17 protein-coding genes, 1 tRNA gene and 1 pseudogene are annotated in these 13,849 nt (G+C 60.6%); 11 read left to right on the forward strand and 8 right to left on the reverse strand.

Translation table 11 applies throughout. The features are described 5' to 3' along the window. Window positions 1–29: 29 nt before the first annotated feature. The 3 genes from RCCGE510_RS07795 to RCCGE510_RS07805 all read right to left on the reverse strand — a co-directional run bounded on the left by RCCGE510_RS07795 (window position 30) and on the right by RCCGE510_RS07805 (window position 2,946). Complete coding sequence (locus RCCGE510_RS07795) at window positions 30–965, reverse strand: MBL fold metallo-hydrolase (protein ID WP_037078084.1); 936 nt, start codon at window positions 963–965, stop codon at window positions 30–32. Window positions 966–1,147: 182 nt separating this feature from the next. Continuing rightward, complete coding sequence (locus RCCGE510_RS07800; RefSeq protein WP_007628775.1) at window positions 1,148–1,897, reverse strand: cytochrome c biogenesis CcdA family protein; 750 nt, start codon at window positions 1,895–1,897, stop codon at window positions 1,148–1,150. A 167-nt stretch (window positions 1,898–2,064) separates the two neighbouring features. Next, entirely contained in the window at window positions 2,065–2,946 is an 882-nt protein-coding gene (locus RCCGE510_RS07805; RefSeq protein ID WP_007628776.1) for an AraC family transcriptional regulator, read from the reverse strand. 264 nt (window positions 2,947–3,210) lie between these two features. On the opposite strand from RCCGE510_RS07805, the gene RCCGE510_RS07810 reads away from it, so the two are divergent. The 4 genes from RCCGE510_RS07810 (at window position 3,211) to RCCGE510_RS07825 (ending at window position 5,015) form a co-directional block, all read left to right on the forward strand. Continuing rightward, window positions 3,211–3,286 (forward strand) — tRNA-Lys (locus RCCGE510_RS07810). A gap of 670 nt (window positions 3,287–3,956) precedes the next feature. After that, complete coding sequence (locus tag RCCGE510_RS07815; protein ID WP_007628777.1) at window positions 3,957–4,247, forward strand: hypothetical protein; 291 nt, start codon at window positions 3,957–3,959, stop codon at window positions 4,245–4,247. Continuing rightward, window positions 4,234–4,551: a type II toxin-antitoxin system RelE/ParE family toxin gene (locus tag RCCGE510_RS07820; RefSeq protein ID WP_007628778.1), complete on the forward strand. Its 318-nt coding sequence runs from the start codon at window positions 4,234–4,236 to the stop codon at window positions 4,549–4,551. The genes RCCGE510_RS07815 and RCCGE510_RS07820 overlap by 14 nt, the downstream gene beginning before the upstream one ends. 260 nt (window positions 4,552–4,811) lie before the next feature. Further along, window positions 4,812–5,015 carry a CsbD family protein gene (locus tag RCCGE510_RS07825; protein WP_007628779.1) on the forward strand — a complete coding sequence of 68 codons (204 nt, stop codon included), beginning with the start codon at window positions 4,812–4,814 and terminating at the stop codon, window positions 5,013–5,015. 82 nt (window positions 5,016–5,097) lie between these two features. Here the strand turns inward: RCCGE510_RS07825 and RCCGE510_RS35500 are convergent, their stop codons facing one another. Further along, window positions 5,098–5,325 (reverse strand): hypothetical protein, encoded by a 228-nt coding sequence (locus tag RCCGE510_RS35500; protein WP_007628780.1) that lies wholly within the window; start codon window positions 5,323–5,325, stop codon window positions 5,098–5,100. A gap of 87 nt (window positions 5,326–5,412) precedes the next feature. Here RCCGE510_RS35500 and RCCGE510_RS35130 point away from each other — a divergent pair, with 87 nt between their 5' ends. After that, window positions 5,413–5,583 (forward strand): hypothetical protein, encoded by a 171-nt coding sequence (locus RCCGE510_RS35130; RefSeq protein ID WP_007628781.1) that lies wholly within the window; start codon window positions 5,413–5,415, stop codon window positions 5,581–5,583. A 330-nt stretch (window positions 5,584–5,913) separates the two neighbouring features. Then, a complete protein-coding gene (locus tag RCCGE510_RS07835) occupies window positions 5,914–7,407 on the forward strand; it encodes an FAD-dependent monooxygenase (RefSeq protein WP_007628782.1) in 1,494 nt (497 codons plus the stop codon). Window positions 7,408–7,548: 141 nt separating this feature from the next. Here RCCGE510_RS07835 and RCCGE510_RS07840 read toward each other — a convergent pair. Together RCCGE510_RS07840 and RCCGE510_RS07845 are read right to left on the reverse strand one after the other, a co-directional pair. Beyond that, window positions 7,549–8,285 (reverse strand): annotated as a pseudogene (locus RCCGE510_RS07840) (hypothetical protein). 476 nt (window positions 8,286–8,761) lie between these two features. Then, on the reverse strand, window positions 8,762–8,944 hold the full coding sequence (locus tag RCCGE510_RS07845) for a hypothetical protein (RefSeq protein WP_007628786.1): 183 nt from the start codon (window positions 8,942–8,944) through the stop codon (window positions 8,762–8,764). Window positions 8,945–9,182: 238 nt separating this feature from the next. On the opposite strand from RCCGE510_RS07845, the gene RCCGE510_RS07850 reads away from it, so the two are divergent. Further along, entirely contained in the window at window positions 9,183–9,476 is a 294-nt protein-coding gene (locus RCCGE510_RS07850) for a DUF982 domain-containing protein (protein WP_007628788.1), read from the forward strand. Between the two features lie 153 nt (window positions 9,477–9,629). On the opposite strand, the gene RCCGE510_RS07855 is transcribed toward RCCGE510_RS07850, so the two are convergent. After that, window positions 9,630–10,457: a nickel-binding protein gene (locus RCCGE510_RS07855; protein WP_007628790.1), complete on the reverse strand. Its 828-nt coding sequence runs from the start codon at window positions 10,455–10,457 to the stop codon at window positions 9,630–9,632. Window positions 10,458–10,843: 386 nt separating this feature from the next. Between RCCGE510_RS07855 and RCCGE510_RS07860 the strand changes: the two genes are divergently transcribed. The 3 genes from RCCGE510_RS07860 to RCCGE510_RS07865 all read left to right on the forward strand — a co-directional run bounded on the left by RCCGE510_RS07860 (window position 10,844) and on the right by RCCGE510_RS07865 (window position 11,657). Further along, window positions 10,844–11,101: a DUF982 domain-containing protein gene (locus tag RCCGE510_RS07860; RefSeq protein WP_007628792.1), complete on the forward strand. Its 258-nt coding sequence runs from the start codon at window positions 10,844–10,846 to the stop codon at window positions 11,099–11,101. Between the two features lie 119 nt (window positions 11,102–11,220). Next, complete coding sequence (locus tag RCCGE510_RS34445; protein WP_010069037.1) at window positions 11,221–11,391, forward strand: hypothetical protein; 171 nt, start codon at window positions 11,221–11,223, stop codon at window positions 11,389–11,391. Continuing rightward, window positions 11,391–11,657, forward strand: coding sequence for a hypothetical protein (locus RCCGE510_RS07865; protein ID WP_007628800.1), 267 nt, complete (start codon window positions 11,391–11,393; stop codon window positions 11,655–11,657). The genes RCCGE510_RS34445 and RCCGE510_RS07865 overlap by 1 nt, the downstream gene beginning before the upstream one ends. Before the next feature lie 124 nt (window positions 11,658–11,781). Here the strand turns inward: RCCGE510_RS07865 and RCCGE510_RS07870 are convergent, their stop codons facing one another. Continuing rightward, window positions 11,782–13,278: an FAD-dependent oxidoreductase gene (locus RCCGE510_RS07870; protein WP_007628802.1), complete on the reverse strand. Its 1,497-nt coding sequence runs from the start codon at window positions 13,276–13,278 to the stop codon at window positions 11,782–11,784. A 44-nt stretch (window positions 13,279–13,322) separates the two neighbouring features. Between RCCGE510_RS07870 and RCCGE510_RS07875 the strand changes: the two genes are divergently transcribed. Further along, window positions 13,323–13,835: a MarR family winged helix-turn-helix transcriptional regulator gene (locus tag RCCGE510_RS07875; protein WP_037078087.1), complete on the forward strand. Its 513-nt coding sequence runs from the start codon at window positions 13,323–13,325 to the stop codon at window positions 13,833–13,835. The last annotated feature ends 14 nt before the right edge of the window (window positions 13,836–13,849 follow it).

Genomic DNA, 13,849 nt, shown 5'->3' on the forward strand with positions numbered 1-13,849 from the left:
CGCTCTGGAAGCGCGAGACCCGCAAGCGGTCAGTAGTCCCAGAAGACCGGCACCCAACGAAAGGTTTCGCCGTCGACAGCCACATGGCAGACGGAGGGGAACGGCAGGTGCGTGGCCACCAGCAGCTCGCCGCTTGCCGCCAGTTCCCGCAGCAGATTGACCCGGACGCGAGCCGCTTCCTCGGGGTCATGCTCGAAGCCGTTATGCCAGTCTGGTTGGTCGAAGCCGACGGCGAACACCGCGTCGCCGGCAAATGTCAGCCGGTCTCCTCCGGACGCCAGGCGGATCACGCTGTGCCCGGGGGTGTGGCCGCCGGTGTGACGGGCGACGACCCCGGGTGCCACCTGGCACTCGTCATCGAACAGCCGCAGGTGGCTGCGGTACTCGTTCACGAACCGCTTGGCGGTCGCCCGAATCGCATCCGGAAAGCCCGGCGGCATGCGGGTCCGGGAGAAGTCCGGCGCCTCCCAGAACTTTACCTCGGCGGCCGCCAGGTGGATCTTGATGTCGGGGCGCAGCTGCTCCTTCACCCCGTCGACGAGAAGCCCGCCAATGTGGTCCATGTGCAGGTGGGTCAGCACTACGTCGGTAACGGATGCAAGATCGACGCCGGCGGCCTCCAGTCGCTTGATCAACTGACCGGCCCGCGGCAAGTGCAGGTCCGGGTCGAGACCCAGCCCTGCGTCGAGAAGTATGGTCTGCCCGCCACTGCGCGCCACCACCACGTTCAGCGGCCAATCCAGCGAGTCTTGCGGCAGGAACATGTGGTTCAGCCAGGCTTCACGGACCGCAGGATCGGCGTTGTGTGCCAACATCGTGGTCGGGAGCGGTAGCACTCCATCGCTGATCACCAACACCTCTATCTCGCCGATCTGCACTGCGTAGCGCGACGGAACCAGTTCGCCGGGTCCTGGTCCACCGGGATGTGAGGTATTTTCCAGGCTCATATTTGTCGCGAGGCTCATGTCTGTCTCCTTCTGACCGCCGCCTTGAACACGGCACCGACGACGCTACAGTCAGGCCTGTTTTCGGTCGATTGGGTCGAGGGATAAGGCCTGGTAGGGCCAAGGACAGGGTGAGCTATACCACCGCATAGGTCCGTCATTCAGGTTGCGGGAACCGGGTCAATCGACCAGTCGCGCCTGAACTAGCCGATCTGCATCAGGATCGGGAAGGTCTGCTGAAACCAGATCGCCACATCGCTGACCCATCCGAACAGGAAGGCGAGGCCGGTCAGCACCAGGAAGACGCCCATCACCTTTTCTACCGTGCCGAGATGGCGGCGGAAGCGCGACAGGAAACGCATGAAGGCGCCGGAAAAGCCGGCGGCGATCCAGAAGGGGATGGCAAGGCCGAGGGAGTAGACGGCAAGCAGCCCGGCGCCGGAGCCGACCGTCTCGCGCGAGGCGGCGACCCCGAGGATCGCGCCGAGCACCGGTCCGATGCAGGGGGTCCAGCCGAAGGCGAAGGCGAGGCCCATGACGTAGGCCCCCGTCAGCGTCGCCGGCTTGCCGCCGCCCTGGAAGCGCGCCTCACGGGCGAGCAGGCCCAATCGGAACAGCCCGAGGAAATTCAGTCCCATGACGATGATGATCAGCCCGCCGAGCTTCGACAACAGGTCGAGATGCTGGCGAAGCGCCATGCCGATGCTGGAGGCGCCGGCGCCGAGCGCCACGAAGACCGTGGCAAAGCCGAGCGTGAAGAGCAGGGCGGAGAACAACACGCCGCGCCTGATGTCGGGTGCCACCGCAACCGCACCGCCGCCACGGAACTGCTCGACTGATATGCCGGCCATATAGCAGAGATAGGGCGGAACGAGGGGAAGCACGCAGGGCGAAAGAAAGGAAAGCGCCCCGGCAATCAGCGCGCTCCACAGGGAAATATCGGCAATCGACACGCATTCTCTCCGGCTGCAATCTGCGTGATGTTCCTAGCTTTGCGAGGCCGGGATTGCCAATCACCTTTTTGCGCTTGGCTGGGAGGGATCCCATAAAGATTGGGATCGGGTGGATAGCGGCCTGTCCGCTTCCAAGCTGGGAAGGGACAGGCCGCCGCCCGAGGGCGCTATTTCAGCGGCAAGAACAGTTCCGCGACCGCTTCATGCTCCGGCACCTCCGGGAAGAAGCTCATTCGCTGGCAATAGATCGGGAAATCGCGTGCTTCTTCGCCGCTCTCCGAAAGCCAGTCGCGATAAAGGTAGAGTGCGGCGGGCTCCAGATTGTCGGTGTTGCCGACGACGCGTAGCACCGCGCAACGCCCGCCGGGGATTGCGCCGGCTTTGATCTGCCCGCCGTTCGCCTCGATCGGTCGGTCGGTCCCGACACAAAGATCGACGCTATAATCGGCAGGTGACGCAGGACGCCGCTCGGACCGCCAGACATTGAAGGTCGGATGTGTCCTTGGGTGCAGGCCAGCGGCCTGCCGCCAGGCGATGAAGCGCTGGATGCTGGCGCCGAGCGTCGCGGGGTCGCCCCGATGTTCGATGATCGCCACCGGCGTGGTGGGCACATCGCGAATCGTCACGTCATCAGCGGTAAAACTCTTCTGCATGCGCTTGCTCCTTGCGTTGTCGAGAGGCCCGAAGGCCGCAAGCCACGGCTCCCAGTCGGGAGATTTCCGGAACGACGAAGGCGATTGTCCGAACCGTTGCCGAAAAGCGCGGGCGAAGGCATCGGGTGCATCGTAACCGGCATCCACCGCTATCTCGGTGACGCTTTGGGCATCCCTGTAGGCCAGCCGGTGCGAAGCGCGCTTCATCCGGGCAAGCTGGACATAGCTATGCACGGATAGACCGAAGGCCGCCGTGAACTGCCGGTGGAAATGAAACTTCGAGAACGCCGCAACACCGCTCACCGTTTCCAGGTCCAGATCACCGTCCAGATGCCGATCTATGTGATCCAGCACCCGCTGCATCCGGTCATGGTAGTTTTGAAGCGCCGCCTTCATCGTTCCGTCCTTCGTGGCAGCAGGAGATAAGCGCATGCCGACATGACGCGCTCGACCGATCTTGCGGTTTTGTCACGGGTGGCCGACGATCGACAAGATTTAGGCAAGCAGGAGGCTGCGAGCCAATCGGAGCGAGCGAGAAGCGTGTCCCCGCAAGAAATGTGCCGACTGCCCGAAAAAGCCGAATTTTTCGGTTGACCGCAATGGGTCGCCTGCCTATGTTCCGCCCACTTCCAGCCGGGGTGCATCACACCCGCGGAGCGGGAGAGCGTAGCTCAGCTGGTAGAGCAACTGACTTTTAATCAGTAGGTCTCGGGTTCGAACCCCGACGCTCTCACCATAATACCTAAGAATTCAATGTGGTAGAAACTGTAGGAGGCGGCAATCGATGCCTCCACTTATGTCGATTTACGGCCGATGATGGGCACACGACACATGAGCATAAAGAGACCGCCGGCTGACGAGGCCGACTGCGCGCTTGTGGGTGGCATGGTGATTCTAGGCGCCGCGGCGACTGCGACTGAGCGCTGTTCGATTAGGTTATGCCTAATGCTATACCTACCTCTTGTCTTGTTGGCCGGCTGCAACGACGACAGCAGCCAATATACGCTGTATCGGAGCAGTATACCGGACGAGAAAATGCGCTTGCATGTCGCATCGTTCGACAGTGCGGACGGTGATGCTGACAACTCCGAAAAACTGCCAAATTGCAGCCGGTCTCTTCGCGGATCAGCCGGGCATTCAGGTTCGGTACTGGTGCGAAAAGGGCCGCTTTCGGAAATAACAGCGGGTTAGCATGCTCGAAGGAGCGGCCGAGAATAGGAGACACTGAATCTGGTCCATTATCCAGCGTCCTTATCTTTTCTGGACGTTGCTGGTTTATCGCATTCGAGTACGTTGGGAATTGTTGTGTTGAGATGAGGAGGGATTGGTCACCATCGCTCCTGATTTTTCTGGTGTGAAGTATGACTTTATCATACTTTATAAGAAACCGTGGAAAGTCTAAGACGATGCGAAATGCGGAAAAGGTAACGATTACGCTCACAGCCGATATGTTGCGGAGTGTCCGGGATACGGTCGAGGCGGGTGAGTTTGCGACCACGAGCGAAGCGATGCGTGATGCGGTGCGGGTGTGGCAGCGCCAGCGGCTTGAGGATGCCGAACGCCTAAACGCGATGCGCGCCCGCATCCGGCGTTCTCTGGACGATCCCCGCCCGAGCTTGACGGCGGAAGAGGCCGAAGCGGAAATGGACCGCTTCATGAAGGGTCAGGAAAAAGCCTCCCGCAATGCGGCGCGCTAAGGTCGTCTACCGGCCCGAGGCACTTGGCGACCTTCGCCAAATCTATCTCGACATTGCGGATATGAGTAAGAGCAACGTCACTGCCAATCGCTTCGTGAAGCGCATCATGGCGAGGTGCCGCAAGATCGGCGATGCGCCGAATGGCGGGCGTCCCCGGGATGATTTGTCTCCGGGCTTACGGATCGTTCCCTTTGAGCATTCCGCCGTGATTGCCTATCACGTCACTGAGGCTGTCGAGATCGTCAACATATTCTATGGTGGCAGGAACTATGAGGCCTTGTTTCGGGTAGGCGATGACCAATGAGTCGTGAAGCGCTTGCCAAGTCTAGCGCGCAGCGGGGTGTCGGGAATGGCGGCCAAAGCGCGTGGGAGCAGTGACGGCCGGGTTCCGTTTCCCATTCCTCCGACGCTGCATCGCTGCTGGTGAGCACGTGCGCGGATGGTCCGAGAGGCAATCATAGCCCAACGCAGAAACACCCGACGATTTAAAAATCAGCGAAATCACAGGAACCAACTTCCACTGCGGTCCGTTTTTCTTCTCATCAACAACAGGAGAAAACTGTCATGGATTGGAATCGTGTCGAAGGAAACTGGAAGCAGGCGAAGGGCAAGATCAAGGAGCAGTGGGGCAAACTCACTGACGACGATCTCGACCAGATCGCCGGCAAACGTGACCAGCTGGAAGGCAAGATCCAGGAGCGTTATGGCATCGAAAAGGACCGTATCAGAACCGATGTCGATGACTGGTATGGCCGCCAGACTTGGTAATTACCTGAACAACAGCCCGGTGAAAGCCGGGTTTTTTCTGTCGGAGGACCTCAGGCACCATCGATCAAGTGCTCTCGGATGTTCATGAATATCCACCAACAGCCAGTAAAACTACGCCGATAGCGATTACGGCCAGGGCTGGCCAGTTTTGGGATATCCCGAGGAACCTGAGGCCTTGGCCCCGTGGTTCCAGCGTGCTGCCGCCCTGCGGCATCTGATGGGGATCGCTCGGTCTCCGACCAAGCGCCGACGAAAACAGAAAAAGAAGTCCGCCGATGATGAGAGCGGCACCGATCAGGATTGCCCACATGGTGGCCTCCGCTGGGTAACAGGGATTTGGGTAAACCAGATCGGGACCTGTTCGTTCCGTGAATGCTGAGCAACCCTGGAGTTCCCAATGGACAAGACACCGAAAACGGCCATCCGCGGAATGATGTTGTACGTACTCGCTCTTCTCGTCCTGGGCGTTTTGGCCGGCGGCGCCTACACACTCTATGGCCATCCCGCCGATCCGTCTGAGCGACCAGCGGCTGAGACGATTCCGCAAAAAGCCACGGCTCCGCAGTAAAGCACATCATACCAACTATTTGATTGCTCGCCCTTCGAGAACGAACGGTGACTCTGCAAAGGACTTGCCACACCGGCTTCCCACCCGGTCTGGTCGTGTTGAAAAGCTTGGGTTCCACGGCAAGAAAGCAGCAGCGGCAGGCACCATGGCTTTGGAAAGCGAGGCGGAAGCCCCTGTCGCAAGTCGTTCCAACCAGTAGGTATCTCTCTTTATAGGGAGAACAACCTGCGACAGGCCAAAACGACAGCAGGCCAGCCCGATCCATTGGCTTTCCCGAAGCACTTGAGCCCCTATATCGCCCTCGGACAGCCGGAACAGAGGAGTTGGCGGATGATGGAGCATGCAGTCGTGATTGCTGGAGGAGGGCCGACGGGCCTGATGCTGGCGGGCGAATTGGCCTTGGCGGGCGTCGATGTCGCCATCGTCGAACGCCGGCCGAACCAGGAGATCGTCGGTTCGCGCGCCGGCGGTCTGAGCGCCCGCACGCTCGAGGTTCTCGATCAGCGCGGCATTGTCGACCGGTTCCTGGCGGAAGGGCAGATCGCCCAGGTCACCGGATTTGCGGTCACGCGGCTCGATATCAGCGATTTTCCGACCCGGCATAATTATGGTCTGGCGCTGCGGCAGAAGCATATTGAGCGCATTCTGGCCGGATGGGTCGGCGAGCTGCCGGTGCCGATCTATCGCGGCTGCGAACTGACGTCCTTTCAGCAGGACGAAACCGGCGTCATCATCCAACTCTCCGATGGGTCTTCGCTAAGGGCAGGTTATCTCGTCGGCTGCGATGGCGGCCGCAGTCTGGTTCGCAAGATCGCCGGCATTGAATTTCCAGGATGGGATGCGACGACCAGCAACATTCTCGCCCAGGCCGAGATGGAGGAGGAGCCGCCACTCGGCGTCCATCGCACGGCGCTCGGCATGCATGCCTTCGGCCGGGAGGAATATGAAATTCGCGATGGCAAGGTCGTCTTTGCCAGTGAAGGTCCGATCAATGTCATGGTGACGGAAAAGGATGTCGGCGCCACGAGCGAACCGACGCTCGGCGATCTCAGGCAAGCCCTGATCGCCGTCTGCGGAACGGATTTTGGAATTCATAACCTGACCTGGATTTCCAGGTTCACCGACATGTCGCGGCAGGCGTCGGCCTACCGCAAGGGCCGCATTCTCCTGGCCGGCGATGCCGCGCATGTGCATTCCCCGGTGGGTGGCCAGGGCCTCAATACCGGCGTACAGGATGCGGTCAATCTCGGCTGGAAGCTGGCCCAGGTGGTGAAGGGCATATCGCCGGAAAGCTTGCTCGACACCTATCACGCCGAGCGGCATCCGGTGGCCGCCCGCGTGTTGCGCACGACGATGGCGCAGGTCGCCTTGCAACGGACGGATGATCGCACCGAAGCCTTGCGAGACGTGGTATTGGAGCTCCTCGCCATGGACGAGCCGCGCAAAACGATCGCCGGCGAAATGTCCGGCCTGGCGATCCATTACGATCTTGGCGACGGGCACCCGCTGCTCGGCCGCCGCATGCCCGACCTCGACCTCACCACGGCCGATGGCCCCTTGCGCGTCTACACGCTGCTCCAACATGCGCGGCCAGTGCTCCTGAATCTCGGCGCGCCCGGCAGCTTCGACATTAGGCCGTGGGCAGACCGCGTCCAACTGGTTGACGCCGGCTATGGCGGTGCGTGGGGGTTGCCCGGGCTGGGTGCGGTTTCGGCACCGACCGCAGTGCTGATCCGGCCCGATGGGCATGTCGCCTGGGTCGGCGAGGGGACGCAGGATGGTCTTCGAGAGGCGATGATCAACTGGTTCGGGCCGCTAGGCTGAAATTGCAGGACGCTAAAGCATGTCGCGCAAACGTGTGCAGCGGTTTTCCCAGGCAAAGCGCCAAGCGCTTTTGCCGCAACGACATGCGAGAAAATAAAGACCTAAAGCGCGAGGAGCGAATCTGAAAGATCGCGACGCGCTTTAGGCGGCAAGCGAGATCGAGACGCAATCCGATACTGTCTCGGCCTCCGGCATCGGTTTGCCGCGACGCTCCCATGTCCGGCGGCTGATGCCGAAAGCCTCCCAGGGGCGCGCTTGGCTGAAGGAATTGGCGAGATAATCGGCTCTGGTCAGCGCCCCTGCGGCACGGCGTTGCTCTTCTCTCCGACTTCGGTCGCGCTGCCGCCGCCTTTGCTTTTGAAGTTTTGCTCTTTTCCCTTTCGGCACATCGAAGGCGCCGATGGTGCGGATATCGAGGGTGCAGCGCTCCGAGTAGCTCAAATGCAGAGCGTGGCCGAGCGCGTCGGCCGATAGCGAGGAGAACCGCACCTTCGTCCGCTCGTAGATGACCTCCTCAATGTCGGCTTTCCCAGCCCATGGCAGCCAGCGTGCCGCCAGCCGAGAACCACGTCGACAAACGCTTCCTTGAATTCCACGAGGGCGAGGCTGGCGATCACCTCGACATAGATCAATGCGTCATCGGCCTCTGGCACGATGTCGCCATGGCGATGCCTTATCAATTTCTCGATCTCGCGCATCCGGCCGCGGAAATGGTTCCAACGGCCGCCTCGCGCGCGGCGCTGCACGGCCTTGTAACCCAGCAGGCAATCGCCAACTTTGATGGCTGAAATATCCCGCGCAAACCCATCCGGCCGATCCGCTTCTACAGCCGGCTTCTTGAATTGAGTGGCTTCATTTGAGCCGATAGGACGATCCATCGATTTCCCTCGCGATCGGCTCGGGGAGGCCGAAACGCCTGACTGTAAAGGAAGCCGAGGGGGGTGATCATGCTATTTCCGTATTTTTCGACGAACGGCGAGAGAGCCGGCTGGATCCGGCGCTTCGCAGCCAGACTCGTCCATCCGCTCGCCGCGGGAGAAGGTCCGGTCAAGCCATCAAAAATTCAATCAGCAACGTCTGCAATCAGCGAAAGCCGAAGAAACTCAAAATCGCGAGCACGATAACGACAGCGCCGACGAGCCAGATCAAATTGTTCATTGGGAACTGTTCTCCTGTTTCAATTGAGCCAACCGTGACCCGTCGACTTAACTGCGGTATCCGGCTTGGAGTTCCCGATTATTCTTAATACGGCAGCGCTTCGTCGCAGTGATCCTGCGGCTCGGAGCGGCTGCGCCGTCTAGCCGCCTCGAACTGGCGCTTGTCGTCCGATAGTGAAACGTCTCGTCCACACCCTTCAGTAGCTGCAGGAGCGCGCATTGCCGGGTCTGAAGCCGCTCGCGCAGGCGGGGTTTACCGACGTATTTCGTTGATACTGAAAATCTTCGCGATCATGCTTGCCGGGCGAAGTGCAGGAAGACGTGATCGCGGACAGGCCGATCAGCATTCCGGCGGCCACCCATGTGAGAAAACGCTTCATTGAACATCTCCGTGCGAGGTTGAGCCTGATCACAATCTACCATGCCGTCACTCCGGTTTGTGAAGCCTTGAAGCTAGATCGCTGATCAATTCACTCAAGATAATCTCATCGGGCTATTCTGTCGTTATGGAAGTAGTTGCCGATAGTTTCAGCGAAAATCTGCCGTTTTTATCTTGAATAAATTATGGTTTTTCAGTAATATTATCCCATAAAAAAGTAATATAAATGGGAGGATACTATGGCTGAAACTCGGTTCGATCCGGTTTTGCTTCATCGTCAGCATTTCATCGCTGAGATCACGTGCCTCGATGAAATCTTCGATTTTCTCGATGAATGGCCGGAGGACAAACGAGGTCTGGCATATGACACGCTGTTGAAGGCGTGCAGAGACACGGCCGGCGGCCGTTTTCCGCTGAGTGCTGCGCGCGAGAATTTCCGGCGGTTTCTGAAGATGTCGGGTGTGCTGGCCAAGGTCGAAGCTGCACCCAAATTCGAGCAACTGATGGGCGATCGAAATATCGGGAATGCCTGATGATACTGAGTAGGCAGGGGCGCGCCGTCACATCATGTGCGGCGCGTCTTGCGTTCGATGTCGGCTGCGCGGCGGACGCCTTCGCCACGAAACGTCACGACACGCGTTTGCGAGAGGCGGGTGGCTTCCGGTGACCGGGGGATTGAAGGGATATCAAGCAAGCCCGCCATTCGCCCAGTCGCATCGGAAGACCATCATAGGCTTCGAAAACCCCTTGAGCCGACGGCGCGTGGCATGGCCGAAGAGATCGGCAGCACCGTATTCCCGGAAAATATTCTCCGAGACGAGGATCTGGTCGCTGGCGGCAGCCGCACAAAGGCGCGCCGCAAGCTGCACGGTCGAACCGAAGAGGTCATTGCTGTCCTCGACCGGCTCGCCGCAATCCAGCCCGATGCGGATGTGGATCGGTTCGATATTTCCGCCGTTATAACGCTTGAATTCCTGCTGGATTGTCATGGCGCAGTCGACGGCGGCCGTAGTAGTGGGAAAGGCGGCCATGATGCCGTCGCCGGTGTGCTTGACCTCCCGGCCTGACGTGTGGCCGAGGCATCGGCGAACGATCGCGTCATGGGCTCTCACCATTTCGGTCCCGATGCGGTCGCCGAGCCGCGTTGTCATCTCTGTCGATCCAACGATGTCGGTAAAGAGGATTGCCCGGTGGCCGGGATCCACGTCAGCCGAGGATTGGCCGGGCGCCGGATCGGGGTCATGAATTCGGCCGAGAAAAGCCTCGACCGCTGATAAAGCCACCTCGACGACCTCGTTGGCGACGAAGCCGTGCGCCTCGCGATGCACACATTGGGCGGTCTCCATATCGGGCGCATCCACGAGACAGAAGGCCGTCCCGCGCTGCTGGTCGAACCAATAGGTGAGAAATTTGACGCCGTAGCGATCCTGAATGTCGAGATCCATGCGATGCGCCCGAGCAACGTCGGCCGCGGACGTTCCCTCGAGAAAGTGCCGGTCCATGAAGATAGGCATCGCGCGTCCTCCCAGAAGGGATGGCATTGTACGATCTGGATGCGGCTGCGTCCACCTTTGGGAAAATCAATATCCGATCATTTCGGCTTGTTGCTTCCAGCGATGCCAATGAATTGCTGTCAGTTCTTGAGAATACTCGGAAAAGATTGATTTTAATGCGTAGGTTCGAAGGGAAAAGCCTGATATTTACCATAATCACACGTTTGATAACGGATCGCCGGTTTCTCAGCGCCGATCGGGAAGCTTCAAAGGTTGGATGTTCTCAGAGCGTCCGGCTGGAGCGACGAAGAGACATGTCTGTTCATGCAGGGGAGGCGACCCACCAACGGCACGCAAATTGCATTGTTTCTGGTACGCTCACCGAAATTGGGAAAAGCTGTAGCAAAGTGAGACAGACGGCACATTTTCGACCGGTCGGCTTGGCCTCAATGGGGCTCGGCCATTATGCCGTTATTAACTCTGTGTGGGATGCCGCGCGCACGCTGCTGCACGAATGGCCGGTGGACGACGGCGAAGACTATTTCGAAGCCGTGAAATCCTGCCTGGATGCGATCATCGGCGATCTCCCGCCGGACGAGGTGCGGGCATCCTTCATCAGGGCTGCGCATGAAGCCGGCATTTCAGTCATCGAAGCTGCGGACTGAACGCCAGCCCGTGTTTCACCCCAGGCTCCGGCCTGTACGCGTTGAAGCCCAATCCTCTCGGCTTGACTTTTCCGTCTGACGTTCTATTGTAGAACAAATCAGGAACATCGGAGATGGTCATGACACATACGGAACAGGTAATCGCCAACGCCCTCGCTCTGGTCGAAGCGTCCCGCGCGGCGCGCGAGCGGGATCAGTTGCGCCGCGCCGCCTGGCAGAGAAAGGTTGAACTCAGCCGGCCGCTGCCGCCTTTGCCGCGTCCGGTTCAATTGCCATTGGCGCTGAACTGATGCAGCCGGCAAAGATCTTGCAACCCGAGCCGGCTTGGCTCGATCCAGCTCGGCCGGACCTTGCGCGGCTCGATGCAGCTTGGCCAGATCCGGAATGGGAAGTCGAAGCCGTGCTTGCCTGGCATGACGACAATGCCAAGGCGGCGATCCGCTCCCTGCTCGATGACTGCAAACATCTGCGCCAGCAAATGGCGCTGGCGGAGAGGGCGATCAGCAGGGGGATGACCCGGGGTTGGACGCCGCGATACGAGCGCGACGCCCTCTGACATATTTGCGCAGCGCCTGCACGGGGTTCGGCGATCCGCCTGGGGGGTGATCGGCGGCCTGAAACAGGATGGCTTCAGGCCGGGTCCGCCTAAAAATTGAATTCGGATCCAAGTGGCCCAAGCATCATGCGCCAAGGCCGACATCTGTCAGATAGGCCTCGAGCGCCAAGGCATCAGCCGATCCGACGATGGCGCCAACATAGCCGTCCGGTCGCACCAGCGCCCAGTCGCCTGGTGCCAAGGCGTAAGCGTCCTGGAAATGCCCGCCTTTATCAACGACATCGCCGCGCCGACCGATCCTGTGGATGTGCAATCCGCTGCGCGGCGGCACGGTGACTTGCCCGACCTCGTAGCCGAGCAGCGTCCAGTGGCCGCCGCTGAACAGATCGAACAGACGTGTCCGCTGGCCGGCGGCACCCTTGAGCGGCGCATCCGGCGCGCGTTCGCCCGCCAGCAGGCCGCCGCGTCGCTCCGGCTTTTCCAGCGCGATGGAGGATTCGGGGTAGCCGATATCCAACTGATGCACCTCGCGGCCGCGCCGCATCTCGCCCCGCTTGAGTTGGTCGAGAAGATCTGTGGCAAGACCGAGCATCGCCGCGGCGACCGGGCGGCGCTCTTCCTCATAGCTGTCGAGCAGTGCATCAGGGCCGCCGGCAGCGACCGCAGCCAGCTTCCATCCGAGATTATAGGCGTCCTGCACGCTGGTATTGAGGCCCTGGCCGCCGGTCGGCGGATGCGTGTGGGCGGCATCACCGACCAGGAAGATGCGGCCGATCCGGTAGCGATCGGCAAGCCGGGCGTTCATGGTGAAGGCCGATGCCCAGGAGACCGAGTGGACGTGAATATCGTCGCGGCCAGTGCGCTCCGCGACCAAGGCGGTCAACCATGAAGCGGAAAGGTCGACTTCGCCTTCGAGCGGGATGGGTCCCTGGATCTGGAACAGCTCGGTTCCGGCCAGCGGGCAAAGCGCGATCTGTCGCTGCATGTCGCCTTCGCCGAAGCGATGCCAGGCGTCGCGCTCCAACCCCGTCAGCATCACATCGGCGACGATGGCGCGCACGCCGAGCGTCTTGCCGGGAAAGCCGATATCAAGCGCGTGGCGCACGAAGCTGCGGCCGCCATCGGCGCCGACGAGCCATCGCGCCTGAATGGTCTCTTCGCCGGATTGGCCCTTGAGTCGCGCCGTCACGCTTGCCTCGTCCTGTTCGAAGCCGATGAGTTCGCAGCCAAACTCCGGCTGGTGCCCCAGTTCGAGCAGGCGCTCGCGCATCACGCTTTCGGTCAGGAACTGCGGCACCATCAACGGAAGATGGTAGGGCTCGGCGGGCGTCGGCTCCTCACGCAGCACGGCTTCGGACTCGCTGAAGCTTCCGTCGTTGCGATATTCCCGCTGGAGGGGATAAGCGCCGCCCAGCGCTACGAGCCGGTCAAGAATGCCGAGATCCTCGAACACCTCCTGCGTTCTTGGCTGAATTCCCTTGCCGCGCGAACCGCGGAACGGGTCGTTCGATTTCTCGATCAGGCGGAAGCTGACGCCGCGCCGCGCCAGCTCGATCGCCAGCGTCAGGCCGGCCGCGCCGGCGCCTGATATCAGCACGTCGACTGTAGAATTCTGTGTCATTGTCATCTCCATATGTGTATTATGCACATAATAGGAGAGTCGATATGACGTCAAGAAAAAACGTGCAAAATACACATATGTCCGAAAAGCTGCGCGAGTTGCATGGGGCGTTGATCGAGATCGTCAGCGTCATGAACCGGCCGCAGCGTGATGAGCAGATGGTCCGCGAGGCCGGCATTTCGCTCGATCGCGCCCTGTTTCCGCTGCTGGTCACGGTGGAGCGGCTTGGTCCGATCGGGGTGGTCGAACTTGCCGACCGCGCCGGGCGCGACTACACCACCGTCAGCCGCCAGGTCGCCAAGCTTGAAAGTCTTGATCTGGTGGAGCGCCGCGGCAGTGCTGCGGATCGCCGCGTGCGCGAGGCGGTTATCAGCCAGAAAGGCAAGGCGATGACCGACCGCATCGACGTGGCGCGCGAAAGGATCGGCCGCGCCATCTTCGAGCGCTGGGACGAGCACGACTTCAATGAACTGGTGCGGCTGATGCGGAAGTTTGCAGAGGATATCGGCGGCGATACCGGCGCCAACGCGGCCGAGTCGCAGGGAGAGGGCGGCTGACGAGGGCGCGTCCC

Source organism: Rhizobium sp. CCGE 510, assembly GCF_000292525.1.
GTDB lineage: Bacteria > Pseudomonadota > Alphaproteobacteria > Rhizobiales > Rhizobiaceae > Rhizobium.

Coding starts and splice junctions, on each gene's coding strand:
- RCCGE510_RS07795 (WP_037078084.1), bottom strand. CDS start 965: ATGAGCCTCGCGACAAATATGAGCCTGGAAAATACCTCACATCCCGGT.
- RCCGE510_RS07805 (WP_007628776.1), bottom strand. CDS start 2,946: ATGAAGGCGGCGCTTCAAAACTACCATGACCGGATGCAGCGGGTGCTG.
- RCCGE510_RS07815 (WP_007628777.1), top strand. CDS start 3,957: ATGCGAAATGCGGAAAAGGTAACGATTACGCTCACAGCCGATATGTTG.
- RCCGE510_RS07820 (WP_007628778.1), top strand. CDS start 4,234: ATGCGGCGCGCTAAGGTCGTCTACCGGCCCGAGGCACTTGGCGACCTT.
- RCCGE510_RS07825 (WP_007628779.1), top strand. CDS start 4,812: ATGGATTGGAATCGTGTCGAAGGAAACTGGAAGCAGGCGAAGGGCAAG.
- RCCGE510_RS35500 (WP_007628780.1), bottom strand. CDS start 5,325: ATGTGGGCAATCCTGATCGGTGCCGCTCTCATCATCGGCGGACTTCTT.
- RCCGE510_RS35130 (WP_007628781.1), top strand. CDS start 5,413: ATGGACAAGACACCGAAAACGGCCATCCGCGGAATGATGTTGTACGTA.
- RCCGE510_RS07835 (WP_007628782.1), top strand. CDS start 5,914: ATGATGGAGCATGCAGTCGTGATTGCTGGAGGAGGGCCGACGGGCCTG.
- RCCGE510_RS07845 (WP_007628786.1), bottom strand. CDS start 8,944: ATGAAGCGTTTTCTCACATGGGTGGCCGCCGGAATGCTGATCGGCCTG.
- RCCGE510_RS07850 (WP_007628788.1), top strand. CDS start 9,183: ATGGCTGAAACTCGGTTCGATCCGGTTTTGCTTCATCGTCAGCATTTC.
- RCCGE510_RS07855 (WP_007628790.1), bottom strand. CDS start 10,457: ATGCCTATCTTCATGGACCGGCACTTTCTCGAGGGAACGTCCGCGGCC.
- RCCGE510_RS34445 (WP_010069037.1), top strand. CDS start 11,221: ATGACACATACGGAACAGGTAATCGCCAACGCCCTCGCTCTGGTCGAA.
- RCCGE510_RS07865 (WP_007628800.1), top strand. CDS start 11,391: ATGCAGCCGGCAAAGATCTTGCAACCCGAGCCGGCTTGGCTCGATCCA.
- RCCGE510_RS07870 (WP_007628802.1), bottom strand. CDS start 13,278: ATGACACAGAATTCTACAGTCGACGTGCTGATATCAGGCGCCGGCGCG.
- RCCGE510_RS07875 (WP_037078087.1), top strand. CDS start 13,323: ATGACGTCAAGAAAAAACGTGCAAAATACACATATGTCCGAAAAGCTG.